We start from the raw sequence: 18962 nt of genomic DNA on the forward strand, positions 1-18962 counted from the left end.
GTACGAAGCGTCGGAGCCAAGTACACCGTGGAAGGGAAAGCCAGTATGAGCGCATCGCAGGACCACGAGGGCCGTCCCGGACGCCGAGCCGTCGTCACAGCGGCCGGCGCCGCATCCGTGGCCGCCGTACTCACCGCGTGCGGCGGGTCCAAGGAGGCGTCCGCCGGTTCCGACGCCGTCAGGCAGGGCGGTGAGGGCGGGGCCGGCGGTGGCTCCGTCCTCGCGAAGACCACCGACATCCCGGAGGGCGGCGGGAAGATCTTCACGGAGCAGGGGGTGGTGGTGACGCAACCCGCCGCCGGTGAGTTCAAGGCGTTCTCGTCGAAGTGCACGCACATGGGCTGCGCGGTGTCGAGCGTCGCGGACGGCACCATCAACTGCCCCTGTCACGGCAGCAAGTTCGACGTGGCGACGGGCGACGTGAAGGCCGGTCCCGCCACCGAGCCGCTGCCGTCCGCCCCGATCAGCGTCCAGGGCGACTCGATCAGCCTCGCTTCCTAGGGCGCCCGGCCGGCCAGCAGCCGAGCACGTCGTCCGTGGTGGCGACGGTGGCGACCAGGGCGAGCGTGTTGCGGATCATCGCGGGGGTGTAGTCGGCGGGCACCCCCGCGACGGCGTCGGACGGCACCACCGCCGTGTAGCCGAGGTTCACGGCGTCGAACACCGCGTTGGGGATGGCCACGTTGGCCGACACCCCGGTGACGACGAGCGTGCGGCAGCCCAGGTTGCGCAGCAGCGCGTCCACGTCCGTACCGGCGATGGGTGAGAGCCCGTGGAGTCTGCGCACGACGAGGTCCTCGTCCGCAACCTCGATCGGCTCGGCTATCCGTACCGCCGTGGTACCGGAGTGCTGTTGCACGGGCAGCCGTCCGGCGGCGCGGAAGAGCCGGGCGTTGTGGTTGGCGCCGCGCCCGTCGGGGCGGCGTTCGGCCACGGCGTGCAGCACCTGGACACCGGCCTCGTGAGCGGCGCCGACCAGCCGGGCGACGTTGTGCAGCGCCCCCGACGACCTGGCCTCCTTGGCGAGTTCGGGCAGTGCGCTGTCGAGTCCCACCACACCCTGCTGGCACTCCACCGTCAGCAGGACGGTGGAGGCCGGATCGATCTGCTCGGCGAGCTGTTCCCTGGACGGCACGGGCTGCCCCTCTCGGTGAAGGAACGGGCGCGCGAGGCTAACCGCCATTGCGCGATGAGGGAAGAGGCTCCATGATTCCTGACACATAGTCAGCTAATAGGAAGGACTCCCCATGGCCGTCATTCAGCGACGGGGCCGTCGGATCATGATGACGGACGAGGAACGCGACACCTACCTCGCCGAGCAGCGCACCTGCCGGGCCGCCACCATCGGCCCGGACGGCCGCCCGCACGTCGGGGCGCTCTGGTTCTGCTGGGACGGCACCTCGCTGTGGCTGTACTCCATCACCCGCAGCCTGCGCTGGTCGCAACTCGGCCAGGACCCGAGGATCGCGGTCGTCGTGGACGACGGCGTGGAGTACGGGGAACTGCGCGGCATCGAGCTGTCCGGCGAGGCGGTGTTCGTCGGGGAGACACCGCGGACCGGCGAGCCCTGCCCGGAACTGGCCGTCCCCGAGCAGCTGTTCGCGGCGAAGTACTTCGGCATGGAGGCGATGCCGCACGACGGCCGGCACGCGTGGCTGCGGCTCACACCGGAAGCCGTCACCTCCTGGGACTTCGGCAAACTCGCCACTCTTCCCGGCGTCTGACGGCGAAGGGGGACGTCGCCGCCCGCCCCTACCCGCCCTGCGGCGGCTCGCTCAGGGCCCGGCCCTGCGCCCGTTCCAGCGGCTCGTCCAGGGCCCGGCCCGCCACCCTCAACGCGGCGACCGCAGCCCTGATCGAGGGCCGGCGGTCCGCGTCCACCCGCCAGACGGCATGGACGTGACGCCGCATCCGCTGCCGTACGGGTACCAGCCGCACCCCGTCCGGCACCGGACCCCGGCCGAGCCTGGGCGCCACACATACCCCCATCCCGGCCGCGATCAGGGCGAGTTGGGTGTGGTGCTCGCCCGCGAGGTGGGCGATACGCGGCTCGATGCCCTTGGAGCGCAGGGTGAACATGAGCCACTCGTAGCAGAACTCGCCCTCGGGCCAGGAGACCCAGTCGTCGTCCGAGAAGTCCTCCAGGTCCACCTCCGCCCGGTCCGCGAGCGGATGCCCGGACGGCATCGCGATGTCCGGTACGTCGTCGAGCAGTTGGGCCGTCGCCAGGCCGCCGGGCACGGGCAGCCGCTTGTTGCTCCAGTCCAGCACCACCGCGAGGTCGATGTCGCCCCTGAACACCGCGCGGATCCCGGCCTCGGGCTCCAGTTCGCTGGTCCGCACCCGCAGTTCGGGGTGATTCGTGCGCAGGGCGAGCAGCGTGGCCGGGAAGAGACCGCGTGCGGCGGTGGGGAACGCGCCCAGCCGGATCTCGCCCACCACCTCACCCCGCTGCGCCTCGATGTCGGACTGGGCGAGCTCGACCTGGGAGAGGATCCGGGCCGCGTGATCGGCGAGCAGCTGACCCGCGTCCGTGAGCCGGACCCCGCGGCCGTTCTTGGCGAGGAGCTGCTGCCCGACCTCGCGTTCCAGCTTTGCCATCTGCTGCGAGACGGCCGACGTCGTGACATGCAGACCCTCTGCGGCGGCACTGACCGAGCCCAGCCTGGCCAGGGCATCCAGGGTGCGGAGGCGCTCCAGATTCAACATGTAAGAGATGCTACGCGAACCATCACATGAACTCTCACTTGTGCTACGAGATCGCTTTCATCATCGTCGGCCCATGAGCGCACCGCCCGCACCGTCGCCGGTATCCCCCGAATCGCCTCCCGCAACGCCGTCCGCGACGGCTCCCGCGGCAGAGGCACCCGCCCGCCGCCCGGCTCCGGACTGGCGGCTGAGGTTCGCGGCGCTCTCGCTCATCTGGGGTTTCAGCTTTCTCCTGATCAAGGTCGGCACCGACGGGTACGCGCCGTTCCAGGTGACCCTCGGCCGGCTGCTGTCGGGCACGGCGGTACTGGCCGTGGCCATGGCGGTGAAGCGGGAGCGGCTGCCACGCACCGCCCGCACCTGGGGTCATCTGGCCGTCGCCGCCTTCTTCCTCAACCCGCTGCCGTTCTCGCTCTTCGCGTACGCCGAGCTGACCATTCCCTCGACGCCGGCCGGCATCTGCAACGCGACCTCACCGCTGTGGGGCGTGGCACTGTCGCTGGTCGCACTCTCGGAGGACCGGCCCACCCGCCGCCGGGTGGCGGGTCTGGGGCTCGGGTTCCTCGGGGTGCTGACCGTGCTGGGCGCCTGGCAGGGCTTCTCCGGCCTGGACCTCACCGGTACGGCGATGGCGCTGCCGGCCTCCATCAGCTACCCGGTCGGCTGGATCTACGTCCGCCGGACGCCGGCGGGCAGCGGCTCATCGGCCCTCGCGCTCACGGGCAGCCAGCTGTTTCTGGGCACCGTGCAACTTGCCCTGGTCACCCCGCTGTTCACCACGGCACCGACAGCGTTCCCGCTGCTGCCGACCTTGGCCGTGGTCGCCCTGGGGGCCCAGGGCACGGGGCTCGCGCTGCTCCTCCAGTACGGGCTGGTCAGCGAGGTCGGCCCGACGACCGCACAGATGGTCACCTATTTCATCCCGGTGATCGCCACCGCGGCCGGGGTCACCGTGCTGGGCGAGCAGCTGAACTGGAACACCCCGGTCGGCGCCCTCGTCGTCCTGGCGGGGGCCGCACTGACCCAGAGCCGGCCCCGGGCCCACAGCCCCGCACCGGCCGCGACCGGCACAGGCATCCCGGAGCAGCGTCACTGAGCCGGAATCGGCTTGGTGAGGTTCACCGGGTTGCCGTCGGGATCCTGGATGTGGGCGACGCGCTGTCCCCACGGCATGTCGTTGGGACTGCCGCCGACCGAACCGCCCAGCGCCGTCACCCGGCCGAGCGTCTCGTCGACGTCGTCGACACCGATGCTGAGCAGCATCCGCGGCGCCGCCGCCGTCTCCGGGTCCGTCTTGGCCACCAGCCCGAGGTCGGTGTCGCCGATGCGCAGGCCGAGGTAGAAGGCCGGGCCTTCCTCCGGTACCCGGAAGATCTGCTCGGCGCCGAACAGTTTCGCGTAGAAGCCGGCCAAGCCCTCTGGGTCGGCGGTGATGATCACTGGCTGGATGGTGGACATGGGCACTCCTGTCGAGAACGGTCGTGTCGATGGGTAGACCGTTGGACGAGGGTGAACTCATCGGCAGAACGTCCCGCCGGACGACCTGCGCCCCGGACCGCCGCCCACGGCCGGCACGAGCAGCCCGAAACGCGGTCACGTCCGCCCCTGCCGGCCGGCCACTCCAGAGCTCCGCCCGCCCCCGTGCCGCGTCCGCCGGCTCGCCTCCGCCAACCCGCCTCCGCCTGTCGCACGACCGGAGGCCGGACAGGCCCCACCTCAGCCGTAGCTCAGGGGCCGGGCGGGGCCCGCCGCTGCCGCCACCGCGTCCGCCAGCGGCCCGATGTCGGTGTCGACGAGCGGGGAGACGGTGATCCGGATGCCCTGGGGCGCGGACAGCCGGAATCGGGCGCCGGGCGCCACCGCCCAGCCCGCGTGCAGCAACCGCGCCACGGCCCCGGTCTCGTCGCTCACCGGAACCCAGACGTTCATCCCGCTCCGGCCGTGCGCCGAGACTCCCCGGGCCGCGAGCGCCCGCACGAGCGCATCCCGGCGAACCGCGTACGACCGGGCCACCTCGCGCGGATCGACGGCGCCCGCGGTCCACAGGTGCACCATCGCCCGCTGCAGCAGCTTGCTGACCCAGCCGGGGCCCAGCCGCTGCCGCCCCGACACCCGGTCGGCCGTGACGGCGTCGCCCGTCAGCACGGCGACCCGCAGGTCCGGCCCGTACGCCTTGGCCACCGACCGCACGACCGCCCAGCGGTCCGTGGCGCCCGCCAGGGTGTTCAGCGGCAGATCCACGATGGCGTGCCCGTGGTCGTCCTCGATCAGCAGGACGCCCCGGTGACCGGCGAGCACCGCGCGCAGTTCGGCCGCGCGCCCCGCGCCGATCGCGGCCCCGGTCGGATTCTGTGCCCGGCCCGTCACGACGACCGCACGGGCGCCCGCCCGCAGCGCCGCGTCGAGAGCGTCGGGCAACGGGCCGTCGTCGTCGAGCGCCACGGGGACGGGGCGCATCCCGAGCGCGGGCACGAGATCCAGCAGGCTGCCCCAGCCCGGGTCCTCGACGGCGACCGCGTCGCCCGGTCTGAGATGGGCGCTCAGCACCCGCTCGATCGCGTCGAGCGATCCCGAGGTGGCGATCACCGGCCCGGCCGGAACCCCGTCGGCGTCGAACGCGCTCCGGGCGAGCGCGGCGAACTCCGGATCCACGGGCGCCTGCGCGTACATCCCGGGTGCCTGCGCATAGGCCTCGGTGACCGCCGCGAACGCCTCGCCGAGGGCGGGCAGCAGCGCCGGATCCGGATCCCCCGTGCCCAGATCCCGCGTGCCGGGCGGCGCCTCGATCCGCAGCGATCCGCGCGCGGTGCTCGCGGGGCGCGGCCGGACCCGGCTGCCCCTGCGCCCGGCCGTCTCGATCACCCCGCGCTCGCGCAGGGTGCGGTAGGCGGCCGCGACCGTATTGGGATTCACCTCCAGCAGTGTCGCCAACTCCCTCATGGGTGGCAGCACTTGACCGGGGGCCAGCTCCCCCGAGCCGACCGCTCGCTCCACGCTGGCGGCAATTTCTGATGCACGTCGTCCGGTGATCCGATACTCTCCTAGCACAAACAATAGTATGCACTAGTGCAATGGAGTACGCAATGCCGGACACCCAACCGCCGCAGACCACGGGCCCGGACGCCGCAGCCGCCTACGAACCGACCGGGCGCACGGTCCCGACCCGCTCACGTGAACGGGCCGCGTACGACCGCGAGCAGATCCACTCGATACTCGACGAGGCCTACGTCTGTCATCTCGGCTTCGTGCGCGACGGCGCCCCCGTCGTCCTGCCGACGCTGTTCGGCCGGATCGGCGAGCGGCTCTACGTACACGGCTCCACCGGCTCCCGGCCGCTGCGGACGGCGAGCGGGAGCTCCGACGGACTCGCCGTGTGCCTGACCGTGACGCATGTCGACGGGCTGGTACTGGCCCGCTCCGCCTTCCACCACTCGCTCAACTACCGCTCGGTGGTCGTCCACGGGACCGCGTACGCGGTGACGGACCCCGAGGAGCGGCGCACCGCGCTCGACGCGATCGTGGAGCAGGTGGTTCCGGGACGCGCACAGGACTCACGGCCGGCCAACGAGAAGGAGCTGGCGGCCACCTCCGTGCTCCGGCTGGATCTGCGGGAGGTGTCCGCCAAGGTCCGCACCGGCGGCCCGAACGACGAACCCGAAGACCTCGCACTGCCCCACTGGACGGGCGTCGTCCCGCTCACGCACGGTTTCGCCGCCCCCGTCCCGGCGGCGGACCTCGATCCCGCCATCACGGTTCCGGATTACATCGAGGCCCTCTGAAGCAGCCGGAGCGGCGGGCCGGCCCATCGGAAGCGACCCGGCCCGCCACCCTCGGTCAGGCGTGGGCGGCCGCCTCCCGGCGGGCGTTCGCCGCACCGCGGGTCTCGGCCACCGCCAGCCCGGCCACCGCGGTGAGCAGCAGCAGGGTCCCGGCGACGGTGGCCGCGGTGAGCTCCTCACGGAGCACCACGACGGCGATCGCCGCCGCGCTCACCGGTTCGAGAAGCATGATCACCGAGACGGTCGCGGCGCGCACCACCGCGGCCCCGGCGAAGTAGAGCGCGTAGGCGAGTGCGGTCGGGATCGCGGCGACGTAGGCCATGAGAGCCACCACCTGGACCGGGTGCGCGGTCCCCGGCACGATGCCCTCACCGGCCGCCACCGGCAGCAGCAGCACCGCCGCGACGGCGAACGCCCAGGCGCTGGTGGCGAGCGCGTCGGTACCACCGCCGTCCCGGCCGAGCCACCGGGTCAGCAGGGTGATCGACGCGTATCCGGCCGCGGAGAGCAGGGCCAGCGCGATCCCGGCGGGCCGCACCGTTCCGGCGTCGCCGCCGAGCACCAGTACGGCGAGCCCGGTCAGCGCGCCCGCCACCGCGGCGAGCCCGCCGCCGCCCAGCCGCTCGCCCATGGTGAGCCGGGCACCCACGGCGATGAGGACGGGGCCCGCGCCGAGCGTGACGACGGTTCCGACGGCGAGGCCGGTGATCTGGACCGCGGCGAAGTAGGCGGTCTGGAAGACGGTGAGCCCCACACCGGTACCGACGGTGCGCAGCAGCCGGCGACGGCGGGGCTCGGCAGCGGCGGCAGGCCGGGCCGGGCGCAACGCCAGCGCGCCGAGCAAGAGTACGAGGCCGCCCGCACAGCGCCAGAACGACAGCGCGAGAGGGCCGAGATCACTGGCCCCGAAGATCAGTGAGGCGGCGGCACCGGCCGTACCCCAGGCCACTCCGGCGATGATCAAGTAGCACAGGCTCCGCCCGGTGGACAGGCCGGAAGCAGGATTCGACACGTGACTTCTCCAAGGAAGACGGGAAGGTGGTCGCTCCGCACGCGGGCAGCGACGAGCCGCTCGGGGACTGCCCGAGCCCGGTCTTCGTCAGATGTGGCCGCCCGCGCTAAGCGGCGGGAGGCGGAAGTACGGTCAGATGCATGATCGTCACACTACGAGGCGGCACGGTCCGCGGACAACTCCCCCTCGGTCCCGGCCGGCTCACCGCCCGGCCCTGAAGCGACGACCCCTGAAGCGACGGGCCCCGAGGGCGCCTTCGGTGTCGAGGACTGGGCGATGAAGGCGCCGAACAGCACCAGGAACCCGCCGATGAGCTGCGGCGCCGCCAGGTGTTCCCCGAGCAGCACCCAGGCGAGCACGGTCGCGATGACCGCCTCCAGGCAGGCGACCACGCCCGCGACCGCCGGGGAGAGCAGCCGCACCGAGACCACACCGGTGACGTACGCGATGACGGTGGCGAGCAGCACGATCCAGACGAGCAGCAGCCAGGCGGGCACATCCGTGCCGTTCATGACCGTGTTCCCGCCGAGCAGGGACCAGTCCATGCCCCACGGCCTGGCCACCGCGGTGAGGACGGCGGCGCCGATCAGCAGCCCGTAGGCGATGACGCCGACCGGGTGCGGCGGCTCGGCGCCCGCCGCCTGTTCGCCGCTGCCCTGGGCGGAGAGGACGAAGTAGCCGACCTGGCAGCAGGCGGCACCGAGTGCGAGCAGCAGCCCGACGACGTCGAAGCTCAGCCCGGACCACACCTCGACCACACACGTCAGACCGCCCACGGCCAGGACCACGCCGACCGCGGCGGCCCGGGTGACCGGGCGTCGCTGGACGAAGCGCACCCAGCCCAGGACGAGAGCCGGTGCGAGATATTCGACCAGCAGCGCGACGCCGACCGGGATGCGCGAGATCGCCGCGAAATAGCAGGCCTGGACGCCCGCGACGGCGAGCAGGCCGAAGCCGAGCAGCAGCACGGGCCGGCTCCGTACCAGTGAGCGGTGGTGCCAGGCCACCGGCAGCATGACGAGCGCGGCGCCCGCCACCCGCAGCCACACCACATGGAGCGGGTCGAGCCCCGCCTCGATCAGCGGCTTGGCCGCCACTCCGGAACCGCCGAATGCGAAGGCCGAGGCGAGGGCGAGTCCCAGGCCGGCGCTTCTCCCCTGAGACGCGTGCATCGGCACATCATGACAGCTGCCGTCAGGAGCGTCACCCCGGTGACACCTGACGCGGGTAACACGGCGATGTCACCGCCACCCCTGACCCGCACACCCGTCCGTGCAGTGACGGACCCGGGCGTTCAGACAGTCAGCCCTGGCCGGAGGCGCCGATGATCCGGTCCGCGAGCAGCGCCGCGTCCACCCCCGCACGCTCCAGCACCTCGACGGCCCGGCACTGCCGGTCCGCAGCGAGTGCGGCGAGCAGATCGAGGCCGCAGGCCCGTTCCCGGCCGAGGAGCCGTGCGCGCCGGTGGGCCTCCTCCATCGCGGATCCGGCGGCCGGCGACCATCCCTCGACCGCCGCGTTCGGCGCGGCGGGGACCAGCGGGATCGCTCCGGAGCCCTCGATCGCACCCTGCCAGCGGAGCCCGTAGCCGATACTGCGCTGGACGAGGTAGCCGAGCACCCTGGCCAGCTGCGGTCCGCCGTCGAAGGCGGTGCGGACCGCGGGGTCGGATTCGATCAGGGAGTGCAGGAGATGAGCCGTGTCGATCTGCTGGTCACCGTCACGGAGGGCGCGCCTGCGCGCACCCGTCACCACGGCGGCCAGCTCATCGGTGAGTTCGGCATCCGTCTCGGCACGGTGGTTCGGTGCGGGTTGCTGAGGAATCCGCGGTGTCCGGTTCTGCACACTCCCACCTCATCAGCCCTGGCGGGCCGGAACGTCCCCGGAGAGGCCCATTGACGCATCCCACCCGAGTTGGGCACAGAAGCGCGACTCCTCCTCCTTACGGATGAGATCGCGCCGTTCCGGTGTCCGATCCCGGGAATCGGCGCGCGCCGCCTTGCCTTGCGCTCCCGGAGCAACCGGAAGCCTCCCCGCGCACGTCCCACAGCCCGGAGCACTGTTGCGGCGGCGGGAGGGGAGCCGGAGGTGAGCTGGCTGGTCGCGCTGCCCGCACTCGACGGGCGTGATTACGTCTACCGGGTCCACGCGCCCTGCGACGCGCTGCCCGCCGATCTGTTCTGGGCGGCCTTCCACTGCCACGACGACGGACCGCATCCGCGCGCCTCCGACCGCTTCGACTCCGCGCTGATCTGGCGGGCAGGAACCTGACCCAGATATCTGACAGTTCATCAGTATTGAATGTTCACGACTCTGCCGCTACGTTCCGCGACACCGTAACCCGTCGAGAAGGGGTGGTCGCATGGCCGAAGTCAGTGCAGAGGCGCGCATCGAGGCGCCGGCCGGAAAGGTCTGGGCCCAGCTGACCGACTTCAGCACGTACGGGGAGTGGAACGCCACCCACACCAGCTTCCCCAAGGGCGGACCGGCCACACTGGAGCTCGCGGGCACCTACGAGGAGAACATGAAGCTCATGGGCTTCCCGGCCGAGGTGACGTGGACGATCGCCGAGCTCGACGACGGCCGCCTGCTGACGACCACGGGCAAGGGCCCGATGGGCGTCAACCTGAAGATGCGCTATGCGCTGACGCCGGACGGGGACGCCACCACGGTCCGCATCGACGGCGAGTTCACGGGGGCCGCGGTCTCCCTGATGGCCGGCAAACTCAAGGACTCGGCCACCGCCGCCCTCATCGAGTCACTGCGCAAACTGGACGGGCTGATCGTCGCCTGAGACGCGGCGAACCGGCGGCCGGCGGACCGGCCGTCCGCACACGGGCACCGAGAAGGCCCCGCGGGACCATCCGCGGGGCCTTCTCGCACTACAGGTCCTCAGTCTTCGCACCGGCCGGCTCAGTGCTCGTCGGCGAGAATCAGATAGAGCTTCTTACGGGCGTCGTTGATGACGGTGAGCGCCTTCTCGCGCTGGTCGGCCGACCCGGTCTTCCAGACCTGGCCGAACGCCTCCATCAGGCCGAAACCGGCCTGCCGGATCTCGTTGACCCCTTCCCAGTCGACACCGCGGCCGGCCTCTTCCCAGGGCGCCTCGGGGCCCGACTCCGCCTCGGTGCGGCCGGTGTCGGTCAGCGTGAACAGCTTCTTGCCGCCCTCGCTGGCGCTGACGATCAGGCCCTCGTCCTCCAGGAGCTGGAGGGTCGGGTACACCGAGCCGGGACTGGGCCGCCAGGCCCCGCCGCTGCGCTCGCCGATCTCCTGGATCATCTCGTAGCCGTGCATCGGCCGGTCCTTCAGCAGCGCCAGGATCGACGCGCGTACGTCACCGCGGCGCGCCCTTCCCCGGCCGCCGCCCCTGCCGCGCCCGCCCCCGAAGGGGCCACCACCGAAGGGTCCGCCGCCGAACGGCGGCCCGAACTGGCCGAAGGCCGCCCGGCGCCCCTCGAAGTCACCTCGTCCGTGCTCGCCCGGCCCGCAGGGGCCGCGCCCGTGTCCATGTCCGTGCTCGTGTCCATGTGATCGCATAACTGAACTCCTTCTACCGTTGATCGGTCGCGATGCGTCAACGATATATCGGAACCAGTCGTTTGACAAACCCCTTCCGGAGGCCGACCTGACCTGTGCCATCGAAGATGGGACGTGTGCCACTGAAGTTGGACCGAATGCAGTTCGTGACAATGAAGATGGACCGGTGCAGGTCAAGGTGGGTACGCCGCTGCGGCGAGAGGCCCCGGGCGATGCGGGTCCTCATGTGACGAGGACGATCCAGCGGTCGCTCGGGAACCGGCTCAGCTAACCCGACTCAGCGAAGTTTGACCGGCACGACGGCTGCAGTTCTGCGGCTGGTTCAGTCGGTGGAGCTCTCCGCTGGGGGCCACGGCCCCTCGAAGGCCGGACCGCAGTCGCGCGGCAGGTGGGTGACCACCAACGCGGCCGCCTCATTCGGTGCGAGTGACTCGCCCAGGACACGCGGCGACGCCCCCAGTGGCGCGTACACGGTGCACGATTGGGTGTCGCCCACGATGAACGGCAGGTCGTTGCTCCAAGGGAAGTGGGTGTTCCTGTGGAAGGTGAGGGCCCCATGGCTCGGAAACGGGAACAGGGCCCGAAGCCGAGGTTCGGCGTAAGCAGCCGCTATGACCGCGGGCTCTCCCCGTCGCGCCGTAGGATGCCCCTCCAGCATGAGCCGCCAGGTCTTCTCGACAACCGTCTCCTCAGCCATCCCGCGATCATGCCCCCGTACTCGGCCAGGACAATCCGCTCCCCCTCTGATGGCCACACTTCGCTGAGACGGGCCATGAGCGCCGGCCCGCTACTTCGGCGGGGTTCCTGCAACCCACTGACCTGCGGCGGTGCATCTTCACTGTCACAAACCATGCAGTGGCCCATCTTCGACGGCAACCGGTCCAAGTTCGGTGGCACAGGTCGCGACCGGTCCGCGCATGCGAAATTGGCCTTGGCCTGCGGCTTCGCGACGTGCCTACGGTCGGTGGCATGAGGATTCGAATCGTCGACGCGTTCACCGACCGCCCCTTCACCGGCAACCCCGCAGGCGTCCTGCTGCTGGGCCCGGAAGGCTTCCCTGACGACAGCCGGCTCCAGCAGATCGCCACCGAGCTGAACCTGTCCGAGACCGCTTTCGCCCACCCGCTGCCGCCGGGCGGCGCCGCCGACTGGGCGCTGCGCTGGTTCACCCCGGCCACCGAGGTCGACATGTGCGGCCACGCCACCCTCGCCACCGCCCACGTCCTGCACACCACCGGCGTCGCGAGCGGCACGGTGCGCTTCACCGCTCGGTGCGGCATCCTCACCTCGACCGCCCGGCCCGACGGCTCACTCACGCTCGACTTCCCCACCGCGCCGCTGACCCCGGAGGCCGCGCCCGAGTGGCTGGCCGCCGCGCTGGGCGCCGAGCCCGTTTCTGTGCACGACACGGGCCCGCACACCGGCGACCTGCTGGTGGAGCTGGCCGACGAGGCGGCCGTACGGGCGCTGACCCCGGATTTCGCGGCACTGGGCGCCCACTCGCGGCGCGGCGTCATCGCCACGGCCGCGGCCGCCGGGTCCGGCTACGACTTCGTCTCGCGCGGCTTCTTCCCCGCCGTGGGCATCGACGAGGATCCCGTGACGGGCAGCGCCCACACCGCTCTGGCACCGTTCTGGTCGGCCCGGCTCGGCCGCGACGACCTGACCGGCCTCCAGGCCTCCGCCCGGTCCGGCCTCGTGCGCACCGCGCTGCGCGGCGACCGCACCCTGCTGACCGGCGACGCCGTCACCGTCCTGGACGGAGAACTGCTCGTCGCCCCGTGACAGGGCAGGGTCCCGGCGGCGCCGGCCTGTCGGACACGGCGCAGAAAACGCCGGGAGGGGGTGTGCGGATCACCCGCACACCCCCTCCCGGACACCCGGCCCCTCGGCCGCTCACGGAGTGGGCAGCCAGCCAACCTTCCCGGCGAGCAGCGCGTATCCGACGAACGCGCCGATGTCGAGCAGGGCATGCGCGGCCACCAGCGGCCCCACCCGCTGCCAGCGGCGGTACAGCAGTACGAAGACGATCCCCATCACCATGTTCCCGATGAAGCCGCCGATCCCCTGGTACAGGTGGTATGAGCCGCGCAGCACCGAACTGGCCACCAGGGCGGCCATCGGGGTCCAGCCCAACTGCCCCAGCCGGCGCAGCAGGTATCCGACGACGATCACTTCCTCCAGGACGGAGTTCTGGATCGCCGACAGGATCAGTACCGGGAACTTCCACCACACATCGGGCAGCGACTCGGGAACGACCGTGAGGTTGAATCCGGCGGCCCGCGCCACCAGGTAGAAGGCCAGCCCGGCGCTGCCGATGCCCGCCGCGACCAGCGTGCCGCGCCCCAGGTCCGATCCCGGCCTGGTCCGGTCGAGACCGATCGCCCGCAGGCCTGTCCCCTCGCGGATCAGGAGATGGGCCACCAGGGCGACGGGCACCAGCGCGGTCGCGATACCGAAGAGTTGCCAGGCGAGATCCAGCCAGGGACGGCCAGGTGCGTAGGAACTGTTGAGCGTTGCCGCCTGATCCTTCAAACCTCCTGGTTTCGTCAGCGATCCGACAAAACTGATCAGGGCAGACACCCCGCTGGCGCCCAGCGAGAGCGCCAGCACCAGCACCGTCTCGGACCGCAAGATCCGTCGTGACACGGCCTCCTGAGGATAAGAATCAGCCACGCGCCCCGCCTCCACCTGTACACCTGCCTTGAGTTGTGCATTCACGTCCCATGCCACTCCCCGCCCCACTAGGGTCTCGAATACAGGTACGAAGATCATGCGCGACAGGCCGGGGGACGAGCACCATTGCCGATGGTGTGGTCCCCCATTTCCTTGTTCATCCTCAAGGAGGGGCACCACCGACATGGGACGTCACAGCTTGCCCGACGACCACACGGCGGACGGAAGCGGGGACCGTCCACCGAATCGCCGTCGTACCGTAGCCATCGCCACCGCGCTCGTTCTCGCCGTGGCGGCGGGAACGGCGGTCGCGGCCCAGGGGGGCTTGCTCTCGTTCTCGAAGTCCTGCGAGGACTCTGCGGTGCACCTGTCCATGGTGGCCTCGCCCGACATCGCGCCCGCCGTGCGCGCGGTGGCCGACAAGGCCCGCAAGGACGATCTGAGATCCGACGGCCACTGCGTCGACGTGGAAGTGCTGGCCCGCGACTCGTACAAGGTCGCCGACGCCCTCGCCTCCGGCACCAGCAAGCCCGACTACCAGATGTGGCTGCCGGACTCCGACCTCTGGCTGGGCCGCGCGAAGGGGACCGGCGACGCCGTGCCGGTCACCCCGGGCGACTCCGTGGCCTCCTCCCCCGTGGCCCTGGCCATGGTGCCCTCGGCCGCCAAGACCCTCGGCTGGCCGAAGAAGAAGTACACCTGGGCCGAGCTGATGGCCTCGGCCATGGAGTCGGACAAGGTACGGCTGGGCTCGGCCGACCCGGCGCGCAGCGCCACCGGTCTGCTGGCGCTCACCAGCATCGGCGCGTCCTCCGACCAGCAGGGCGGGGACAGCGACACCAGGGTCGCGGCCACCGCCAAACTCCTCGCCCAGCGGATGTCCGACAGCGACACCCAGGTGCCCGGGACACTGGCCGGCGGCGGCTCGGGCGCCGAGGAGGGCAATCCCTCCCGCAACCAGGCGGTACTGCTCTCCGAGCAGGCCGCCTTCGCCCACAACGCCGAGTCGACCGATGCCGGCAAGCTCGACCTCTTCTACCCCACGGACGGCACCCCGCTGCTCGACTATCCCTTCGCGCTGGTCAACGAGGATCAGCTGAGCACGGAAAAGAGCCGGGCGGCCCTGCGGTTCATGACCCTGCTGTCCGAGGACAGCGCGCAGCGCACGCTGGAGGAGCACGGTTTCCGGACCGTCGACGGCACGGCGGGCGAGACGCTGGTCGCGTCGGCGGGCGGCAAGTCCCCTCAGCCGTACGCCACCTCACCCGCCACCGCACCCTCGGACGACACACTTCAGGAAACGCTCGGCATGTGGACGATCACCGTGCAGAGCGCGCGGCTCACCACGGTCGTCGACGCCTCGGGGTCGATGGCCACGATCGTGCCGGGCCGCAACCAGTCCCGGATGGACGTCACCAAGGCGTCCCTGATCGAGGCCCTGAACCAGTTCACCCCGAACGACGAGATCGGCCTCTGGGAGTTCGCCACCAGGCTCGACGGGGACAAGGACTACCGCCGGCTGGTGGCGACCAGCCGGCTCGGGGAGAAGACGAAGGGCGGCGGCACCCACCGCGCGAAGCTGGCCGACGCGTTCTCGGCGCTGCAGCCGGTGCCGGACGGGGCGACCGGCCTGTACGACACCACGCTGGCCGCCTACAAGGAGGCGCAGCGCACGTACGTGAAGGGCAAGTTCAACGCCGTGGTGATCCTGACCGACGGCTCGAACCAGGACGACCATTCAATCTCGCGCAGCGCCCTGATCGCGGAACTCACCCGGATCGCCGACCCCGAGCGGCCGGTTCCGCTGCTCGCCATCGCGGTCGGCCCCGACGCCGACCGCGAAGAGGTGAACGAGATGGCCAAGGTGACCGGTGGCGGCGGCTACCAGGTCAACGACCCGGCCGAGATCCAGGCGGTGATCCTTCAGGCCGTCATGACCGCGGGGCAGAGCGGCCGCGCCGCCCAGGAGTAGCGCGGGCGCCGCCGAGGCGGGCGGGAACGCGAACGGGCGGGGCCGTCCCCGGACCGGGGCCCGGCCCCGTCCGCTCATGCGCCCGGGACGCCCACCGGCCAGCTGTGCACGGGCTCGCCGGACTGCATCAGTTCGCCGTACCGGCGGGTCATGGCGGCGAGCGCGGCGTCCCGCCCCAGTCCGGCCTCCCGCGCCCGGTGATAGGTGTCGGCCTGCCAGGAAGCCCCGTTGGTCCGCCGCTTGCAGCGCTCCTCGATGATGCCGAGGTAACGGTCGCGGTCGGCGGGTTCGATGTTCCAGGCGTCGAGCCCGGCGGCCGCCAACGGGAGCAGTTCGTCCCGTACGAGCTTGACGGCCGGCACCCGGGTCAGCCCGCCGGCGCGGCCGGGCCTGGGCCAGAGCAGCTCGGCGTCGATGCCCCGGCGACAGGCGGTGTCGAAGTTCTCGGCCGCCGCGGCGAACGGCATCCTGGTCCACACCGGGCGGGGCTCCTCCGCGAGCGCCCGCACGAGCCCGTAGTAGAGCGCGGCGTTGGCGATCACGTCGGCGACCGTCGGTCCTGCGGGCAGCACCCGGTTCTCCACCCGGAGGTGGGGGACGCCGTCGGACAGCCCGTACACCGGCCGGTTCCAGCGGTAGACCGTGCCGTTGTGCAGGACGAGTTCCTGGAGCCGGGGCACCCCGCCCTCGTCGAGGACCCGCAGCGGTTCCTCCTCGTCGCAGATGGGCAGGAGCGGCGGGAAGTAGCGCACGTTCTCCTCGAAGAGGTCGTACACCGAACCGGTCCACCGCTCCCCGAACCAGGTCCTGGGACGCACCCCCTGGTTCTGCAGTTCGGGCGGCCTGGTGTCCGTGGCCTGCTGGAAGAGCGGCGGACGCGACTCCCGCCACAGCTCCCGGCCGAACAGGAAGGGCGAATTGGCCCCCAGTGCCACCTGGACCGCGGCGACGGCCTGGGCGGCGTTCCACACGTCCGAGAACCGCTCCGGGGTGACCTGCAGATGGAGCTGGACGGAGGTGCAGGCAGCTTCCGGCGCGATCGACCCGGAGGTACAGACCAGCCGCTCCACACCTTCGATATCCAGGGAGAAATCCTCGCCGCGCGCCGCCACCATTTGGTCGTTCAACAGGGCGTAGCGATCCCCGTCGGAGAGGTTCCCGCGGACCATGTCCCCGCTGCCGACGGTGGGCAGTATTCCGATCATCATGATCCCGGCATCGACCTCGCCGGCCTTCCGGTCGGCATATCCGAGGCCGGTCCGCAGCTCCTCGGCCAGCTGATCGAGAACGCGTCCGGCCAGGTGATGGGGAACAATGTTCACTTCCAGATTGAACATCCCGAGTTCTGTCTGGAAATCCCGGCTCGCGATGCGCTCAAGTACCTGTCCATTCAACATCTTCGGCATGCCGTCGGAGCCCGCCAGATTCAGCTCGATCTCCATGCCCATGAGGTTGCGCGGCCGGTCGAATCGCCGCTCGGCCAGGAGCCTCTCCAGCCCCTCCAGGCACTGGTGGAGCTTCCGTCGGTACCTCTGCCGATCGGACAGGTCAAAGGCGCCCGCAACGACCTTCTCCCCCATCGAAGTGTCCCTCCTCGAGTGGGCAGCCCGCGGCCCAGGCCGCTCGCGTCACGATCGATAATGCCCAGACGGAGTGATCCATAACGCCCCGCGGACGGTGCACAGCCGCTAATCTGATGACCACGACCCGAGGCACATTCACTCGGCATGACGCAGCATGCAGTTTCCGCCACTCGATGCGAGGAATGCACCGACGCGTTTCAGCCTACCGCGTCACAGGAAAACCCGAGGCGACGGCTGCGCCGCTCACGTCGAATCAGCATAATCTCCGCATAATAAAGTCCGGATACCGTCTTGCCGGCAATAGTAGTGATGGCTAGTGGAATCACCGCGTGAACACGTGTCGTATAAACTCCGCGGACGAGGCAGAGAGTTGACGCACCGGCTCAGTCACCGGCCTCCTCTGGCCCCGCACGCCGACAGCGCCGTCTGCACCCGCCCACGTTCCACCGTGTCTCCGAAGTGAGAGGCGACCCACTATGCCCCTGCATGTTCCTCCAGCTCCCGCGCCCGCGCTGAGAAGCGTCCTCGCGGCGCTCGGCTCACCCACCGCGGTCCGCGAGGCCCGAACACCTGCCCTGCGTTCGGCCCAGGGACCCCTGAGCCCCGAACACCCGCTCCCCGTACACGTGCTGGACCGCATCGGACCGGGCGGGCTCACACCCACCACCCGGCTCGCCGCCTGGCGCTTCCAGATCCGCGGCGCGGATCGGGCGATCGCCGCGGCGGACACCATGCTCACCCCCGACGGCTGGACGTTCTCGCACTTCTTCGAGGGCCCCTACATCGCCTCGACCGAACTCGCCCTGCGCCAGGCGGAGGCCGCGAGCACGCACTACCAGCCGAGGCTGCTGTCCATTCCCGAGCTCTACATGCTGGCACTGTGGCTGCACGAGGACACCGGGGCCGACGCGGCCGGCGGCTCCCCCGCCCCCGCCGACCTGCTGGTACCGCTGGCTCCCGCCCCACCGGGTATCGCGGCACACCGTCCGCACCAGGTCGCCGATCTGCTTCCCGTGATCACCACTCGCATCACGCCCGGTCCCGGCCCCCTGCTCGGCTCCCCGGCCTGACCCACGGCCGCCCCCCACTTCACTGTGCCCCGCCGCCGATTCCGGCGGCGGGGCACGGCGCGCTGCGAGGGCGCATCCGGGACCCATCCGGACTAGCCCCATCCGGCCACCCCGAACCACCCGAAGTGACAGGGCAGTTACGCCGAACCGTCCGGCTGGGTGACGCGTCATGGGAGGAGTAGCAGCGCTGCCGCGAAATCCCTGCGGATTGACGCCCGTGGGGCAACACTGGGATCGGACCGACAGATACGGGGGCGGCCATGAACACCTCTTCAAGCCGCAGGACACTCAACTCAACGCAGCGAAAGAACCCAGCCATGTGTCAGCACCAGCCACCCTGCCCCACAGCCGACTCAGCCGACCGGGAGGCCGCCCGCCTGGTGGCACACCACCCGGAACAGGGTTGGAGCCTGCTGTGCAACGGCGTCCTGCTCTTCGAGGACACCGGTGAGCTGCTCCCGGACGGGCAGATCATCGCGCCGCACCGGCCGCTGGGAACGGGCCGGGTGATGAAGGCCGCCTGACCGCGGCAGGTAACGGAAGGGGCCGGCCCGGAGAGATCTCCGAACCGGCCCCGACGCAGTTCCGCGTCACCCGACGACGTCCAGGACGTCGGTCCCG

The 18962-nt window shown here is 71.1% G+C and carries 21 protein-coding genes; 10 read left to right on the forward strand and 11 right to left on the reverse strand.

Annotation, left to right across the window (positions count from 1 at the left end):
* Nucleotides 1–45: 45 nt before the first annotated feature.
* On the forward strand, nucleotides 46–501 hold the full coding sequence (locus tag ACGFU6_RS24665; RefSeq protein WP_393613888.1) for a Rieske (2Fe-2S) protein: 456 nt from the start codon (nucleotides 46–48) through the stop codon (nucleotides 499–501).
* Here the strand turns inward: ACGFU6_RS24665 and ACGFU6_RS24670 are convergent.
* Nucleotides 485–1135 (reverse strand): cysteine hydrolase, encoded by a 651-nt coding sequence (locus ACGFU6_RS24670; protein WP_393613890.1) that lies wholly within the window; start codon nucleotides 1133–1135, stop codon nucleotides 485–487. The genes ACGFU6_RS24665 and ACGFU6_RS24670 overlap by 17 nt on opposite strands.
* A gap of 112 nt (nucleotides 1136–1247) precedes the next feature.
* Between ACGFU6_RS24670 and ACGFU6_RS24675 the strand changes: the two genes are divergently transcribed.
* Entirely contained in the window at nucleotides 1248–1724 is a 477-nt protein-coding gene (locus ACGFU6_RS24675; protein ID WP_393613892.1) for a pyridoxamine 5'-phosphate oxidase family protein, read from the forward strand.
* A gap of 28 nt (nucleotides 1725–1752) precedes the next feature.
* Here ACGFU6_RS24675 and ACGFU6_RS24680 read toward each other — a convergent pair whose 3' ends face one another.
* Nucleotides 1753–2709, reverse strand: coding sequence for a LysR family transcriptional regulator (locus ACGFU6_RS24680; RefSeq protein WP_393613894.1), 957 nt, complete (start codon nucleotides 2707–2709; stop codon nucleotides 1753–1755).
* Nucleotides 2710–2782: 73 nt separating this feature from the next.
* Here ACGFU6_RS24680 and ACGFU6_RS24685 point away from each other — a divergent pair, with 73 nt between their 5' ends.
* The gene (locus ACGFU6_RS24685; RefSeq protein WP_393613896.1) at nucleotides 2783–3805 is read left to right on the forward strand and encodes a DMT family transporter; all 1023 of its coding nucleotides are present in this window, start codon (nucleotides 2783–2785) and stop codon (nucleotides 3803–3805) included.
* On the opposite strand, the gene ACGFU6_RS24690 is transcribed toward ACGFU6_RS24685, so the two are convergent.
* A complete protein-coding gene (locus tag ACGFU6_RS24690) occupies nucleotides 3799–4167 on the reverse strand; it encodes a VOC family protein (protein ID WP_393613897.1) in 369 nt (122 codons plus the stop codon). The genes ACGFU6_RS24685 and ACGFU6_RS24690 overlap by 7 nt on opposite strands.
* Nucleotides 4168–4425: 258 nt before the next feature.
* Nucleotides 4426–5757, reverse strand: coding sequence for an aminotransferase class I/II-fold pyridoxal phosphate-dependent enzyme (locus ACGFU6_RS24695; protein ID WP_393613899.1), 1332 nt, complete (start codon nucleotides 5755–5757; stop codon nucleotides 4426–4428).
* A 35-nt stretch (nucleotides 5758–5792) separates the two neighbouring features.
* Between ACGFU6_RS24695 and ACGFU6_RS24700 the strand changes: the two genes are divergently transcribed.
* Nucleotides 5793–6488, forward strand: a complete 696-nt coding sequence (locus ACGFU6_RS24700; protein ID WP_393613900.1) for a pyridoxamine 5'-phosphate oxidase family protein — start codon at nucleotides 5793–5795, stop codon at nucleotides 6486–6488.
* 55 nt (nucleotides 6489–6543) lie between these two features.
* Here the strand turns inward: ACGFU6_RS24700 and ACGFU6_RS24705 are convergent, their stop codons facing one another.
* The 3 genes from ACGFU6_RS24705 to ACGFU6_RS24715 all read right to left on the reverse strand — a co-directional run bounded on the left by ACGFU6_RS24705 (nucleotide 6544) and on the right by ACGFU6_RS24715 (nucleotide 9345).
* Entirely contained in the window at nucleotides 6544–7500 is a 957-nt protein-coding gene (locus ACGFU6_RS24705) for a DMT family transporter (protein WP_393613902.1), read from the reverse strand.
* A 152-nt stretch (nucleotides 7501–7652) separates the two neighbouring features.
* Nucleotides 7653–8672: a DMT family transporter gene (locus ACGFU6_RS24710; RefSeq protein ID WP_393613903.1), complete on the reverse strand. Its 1020-nt coding sequence runs from the start codon at nucleotides 8670–8672 to the stop codon at nucleotides 7653–7655.
* A 130-nt stretch (nucleotides 8673–8802) separates the two neighbouring features.
* Nucleotides 8803–9345, reverse strand: coding sequence for a Clp protease N-terminal domain-containing protein (locus ACGFU6_RS24715; protein ID WP_393613905.1), 543 nt, complete (start codon nucleotides 9343–9345; stop codon nucleotides 8803–8805).
* Between the two features lie 243 nt (nucleotides 9346–9588).
* Between ACGFU6_RS24715 and ACGFU6_RS24720 the strand changes: the two genes are divergently transcribed.
* Nucleotides 9589–9771 (forward strand): hypothetical protein, encoded by a 183-nt coding sequence (locus ACGFU6_RS24720; RefSeq protein WP_393613907.1) that lies wholly within the window; start codon nucleotides 9589–9591, stop codon nucleotides 9769–9771.
* 91 nt (nucleotides 9772–9862) lie between these two features.
* Nucleotides 9863–10294 (forward strand): SRPBCC family protein, encoded by a 432-nt coding sequence (locus ACGFU6_RS24725; protein WP_393613909.1) that lies wholly within the window; start codon nucleotides 9863–9865, stop codon nucleotides 10292–10294.
* A gap of 119 nt (nucleotides 10295–10413) precedes the next feature.
* Here the strand turns inward: ACGFU6_RS24725 and ACGFU6_RS24730 are convergent, their stop codons facing one another.
* Nucleotides 10414–11040: a PadR family transcriptional regulator gene (locus ACGFU6_RS24730; protein ID WP_393613910.1), complete on the reverse strand. Its 627-nt coding sequence runs from the start codon at nucleotides 11038–11040 to the stop codon at nucleotides 10414–10416.
* 322 nt (nucleotides 11041–11362) lie between these two features.
* Nucleotides 11363–11737: a DUF6193 family natural product biosynthesis protein gene (locus ACGFU6_RS24735; protein WP_393613912.1), complete on the reverse strand. Its 375-nt coding sequence runs from the start codon at nucleotides 11735–11737 to the stop codon at nucleotides 11363–11365.
* A gap of 272 nt (nucleotides 11738–12009) precedes the next feature.
* Here ACGFU6_RS24735 and ACGFU6_RS24740 point away from each other — a divergent pair, with 272 nt between their 5' ends.
* Complete coding sequence (locus tag ACGFU6_RS24740; RefSeq protein ID WP_393613914.1) at nucleotides 12010–12825, forward strand: PhzF family phenazine biosynthesis protein; 816 nt, start codon at nucleotides 12010–12012, stop codon at nucleotides 12823–12825.
* A 111-nt stretch (nucleotides 12826–12936) separates the two neighbouring features.
* Here ACGFU6_RS24740 and ACGFU6_RS24745 read toward each other — a convergent pair whose 3' ends face one another.
* On the reverse strand, nucleotides 12937–13716 hold the full coding sequence (locus ACGFU6_RS24745) for a CPBP family intramembrane glutamic endopeptidase (RefSeq protein ID WP_393613915.1): 780 nt from the start codon (nucleotides 13714–13716) through the stop codon (nucleotides 12937–12939).
* A gap of 184 nt (nucleotides 13717–13900) precedes the next feature.
* On the opposite strand from ACGFU6_RS24745, the gene ACGFU6_RS24750 reads away from it, so the two are divergent.
* On the forward strand, nucleotides 13901–15688 hold the full coding sequence (locus ACGFU6_RS24750; protein ID WP_393613916.1) for a substrate-binding and VWA domain-containing protein: 1788 nt from the start codon (nucleotides 13901–13903) through the stop codon (nucleotides 15686–15688).
* A gap of 74 nt (nucleotides 15689–15762) precedes the next feature.
* Here the strand turns inward: ACGFU6_RS24750 and ACGFU6_RS24755 are convergent, their stop codons facing one another.
* Nucleotides 15763–17268 (reverse strand): glutamate-cysteine ligase family protein, encoded by a 1506-nt coding sequence (locus ACGFU6_RS24755; protein WP_393613918.1) that lies wholly within the window; start codon nucleotides 17266–17268, stop codon nucleotides 15763–15765.
* A gap of 479 nt (nucleotides 17269–17747) precedes the next feature.
* Between ACGFU6_RS24755 and ACGFU6_RS24760 the strand changes: the two genes are divergently transcribed.
* Both ACGFU6_RS24760 and ACGFU6_RS24765 read left to right on the forward strand, forming a co-directional pair.
* Nucleotides 17748–18341 carry a hypothetical protein gene (locus tag ACGFU6_RS24760; RefSeq protein WP_393613919.1) on the forward strand — a complete coding sequence of 198 codons (594 nt, stop codon included), beginning with the start codon at nucleotides 17748–17750 and terminating at the stop codon, nucleotides 18339–18341.
* Nucleotides 18342–18658: 317 nt separating this feature from the next.
* Entirely contained in the window at nucleotides 18659–18865 is a 207-nt protein-coding gene (locus ACGFU6_RS24765; protein WP_123528417.1) for a DUF5999 family protein, read from the forward strand.
* The last annotated feature ends 97 nt before the right edge of the window (nucleotides 18866–18962 follow it).

Source organism: Streptomyces sp. NPDC048462 (assembly GCF_043200175.1).
In the GTDB taxonomy this organism is placed as follows: Bacteria; Actinomycetota; Actinomycetes; order Streptomycetales; family Streptomycetaceae; genus Streptomyces.

Bases quoted from the DNA above. Each gene is read 5' to 3' on its own strand.
- ACGFU6_RS24665 (WP_393613888.1), top strand. From the start codon at position 46: ATGAGCGCATCGCAGGACCACGAGGGCCGTCCCGGACGCCGAGCCGTC.
- ACGFU6_RS24675 (WP_393613892.1), top strand. From the start codon at position 1,248: ATGGCCGTCATTCAGCGACGGGGCCGTCGGATCATGATGACGGACGAG.
- ACGFU6_RS24680 (WP_393613894.1), bottom strand. From the start codon at position 2,709: ATGTTGAATCTGGAGCGCCTCCGCACCCTGGATGCCCTGGCCAGGCTG.
- ACGFU6_RS24685 (WP_393613896.1), top strand. From the start codon at position 2,783: ATGAGCGCACCGCCCGCACCGTCGCCGGTATCCCCCGAATCGCCTCCC.
- ACGFU6_RS24690 (WP_393613897.1), bottom strand. From the start codon at position 4,167: ATGTCCACCATCCAGCCAGTGATCATCACCGCCGACCCAGAGGGCTTG.
- ACGFU6_RS24700 (WP_393613900.1), top strand. From the start codon at position 5,793: ATGCCGGACACCCAACCGCCGCAGACCACGGGCCCGGACGCCGCAGCC.
- ACGFU6_RS24710 (WP_393613903.1), bottom strand. From the start codon at position 8,672: ATGCACGCGTCTCAGGGGAGAAGCGCCGGCCTGGGACTCGCCCTCGCC.
- ACGFU6_RS24725 (WP_393613909.1), top strand. From the start codon at position 9,863: ATGGCCGAAGTCAGTGCAGAGGCGCGCATCGAGGCGCCGGCCGGAAAG.
- ACGFU6_RS24730 (WP_393613910.1), bottom strand. From the start codon at position 11,040: ATGCGATCACATGGACACGAGCACGGACATGGACACGGGCGCGGCCCC.
- ACGFU6_RS24735 (WP_393613912.1), bottom strand. From the start codon at position 11,737: ATGGCTGAGGAGACGGTTGTCGAGAAGACCTGGCGGCTCATGCTGGAG.
- ACGFU6_RS24740 (WP_393613914.1), top strand. From the start codon at position 12,010: ATGAGGATTCGAATCGTCGACGCGTTCACCGACCGCCCCTTCACCGGC.
- ACGFU6_RS24750 (WP_393613916.1), top strand. From the start codon at position 13,901: ATGGGACGTCACAGCTTGCCCGACGACCACACGGCGGACGGAAGCGGG.
- ACGFU6_RS24755 (WP_393613918.1), bottom strand. From the start codon at position 17,268: ATGGGGGAGAAGGTCGTTGCGGGCGCCTTTGACCTGTCCGATCGGCAG.
- ACGFU6_RS24760 (WP_393613919.1), top strand. From the start codon at position 17,748: ATGCCCCTGCATGTTCCTCCAGCTCCCGCGCCCGCGCTGAGAAGCGTC.
- ACGFU6_RS24765 (WP_123528417.1), top strand. From the start codon at position 18,659: ATGTGTCAGCACCAGCCACCCTGCCCCACAGCCGACTCAGCCGACCGG.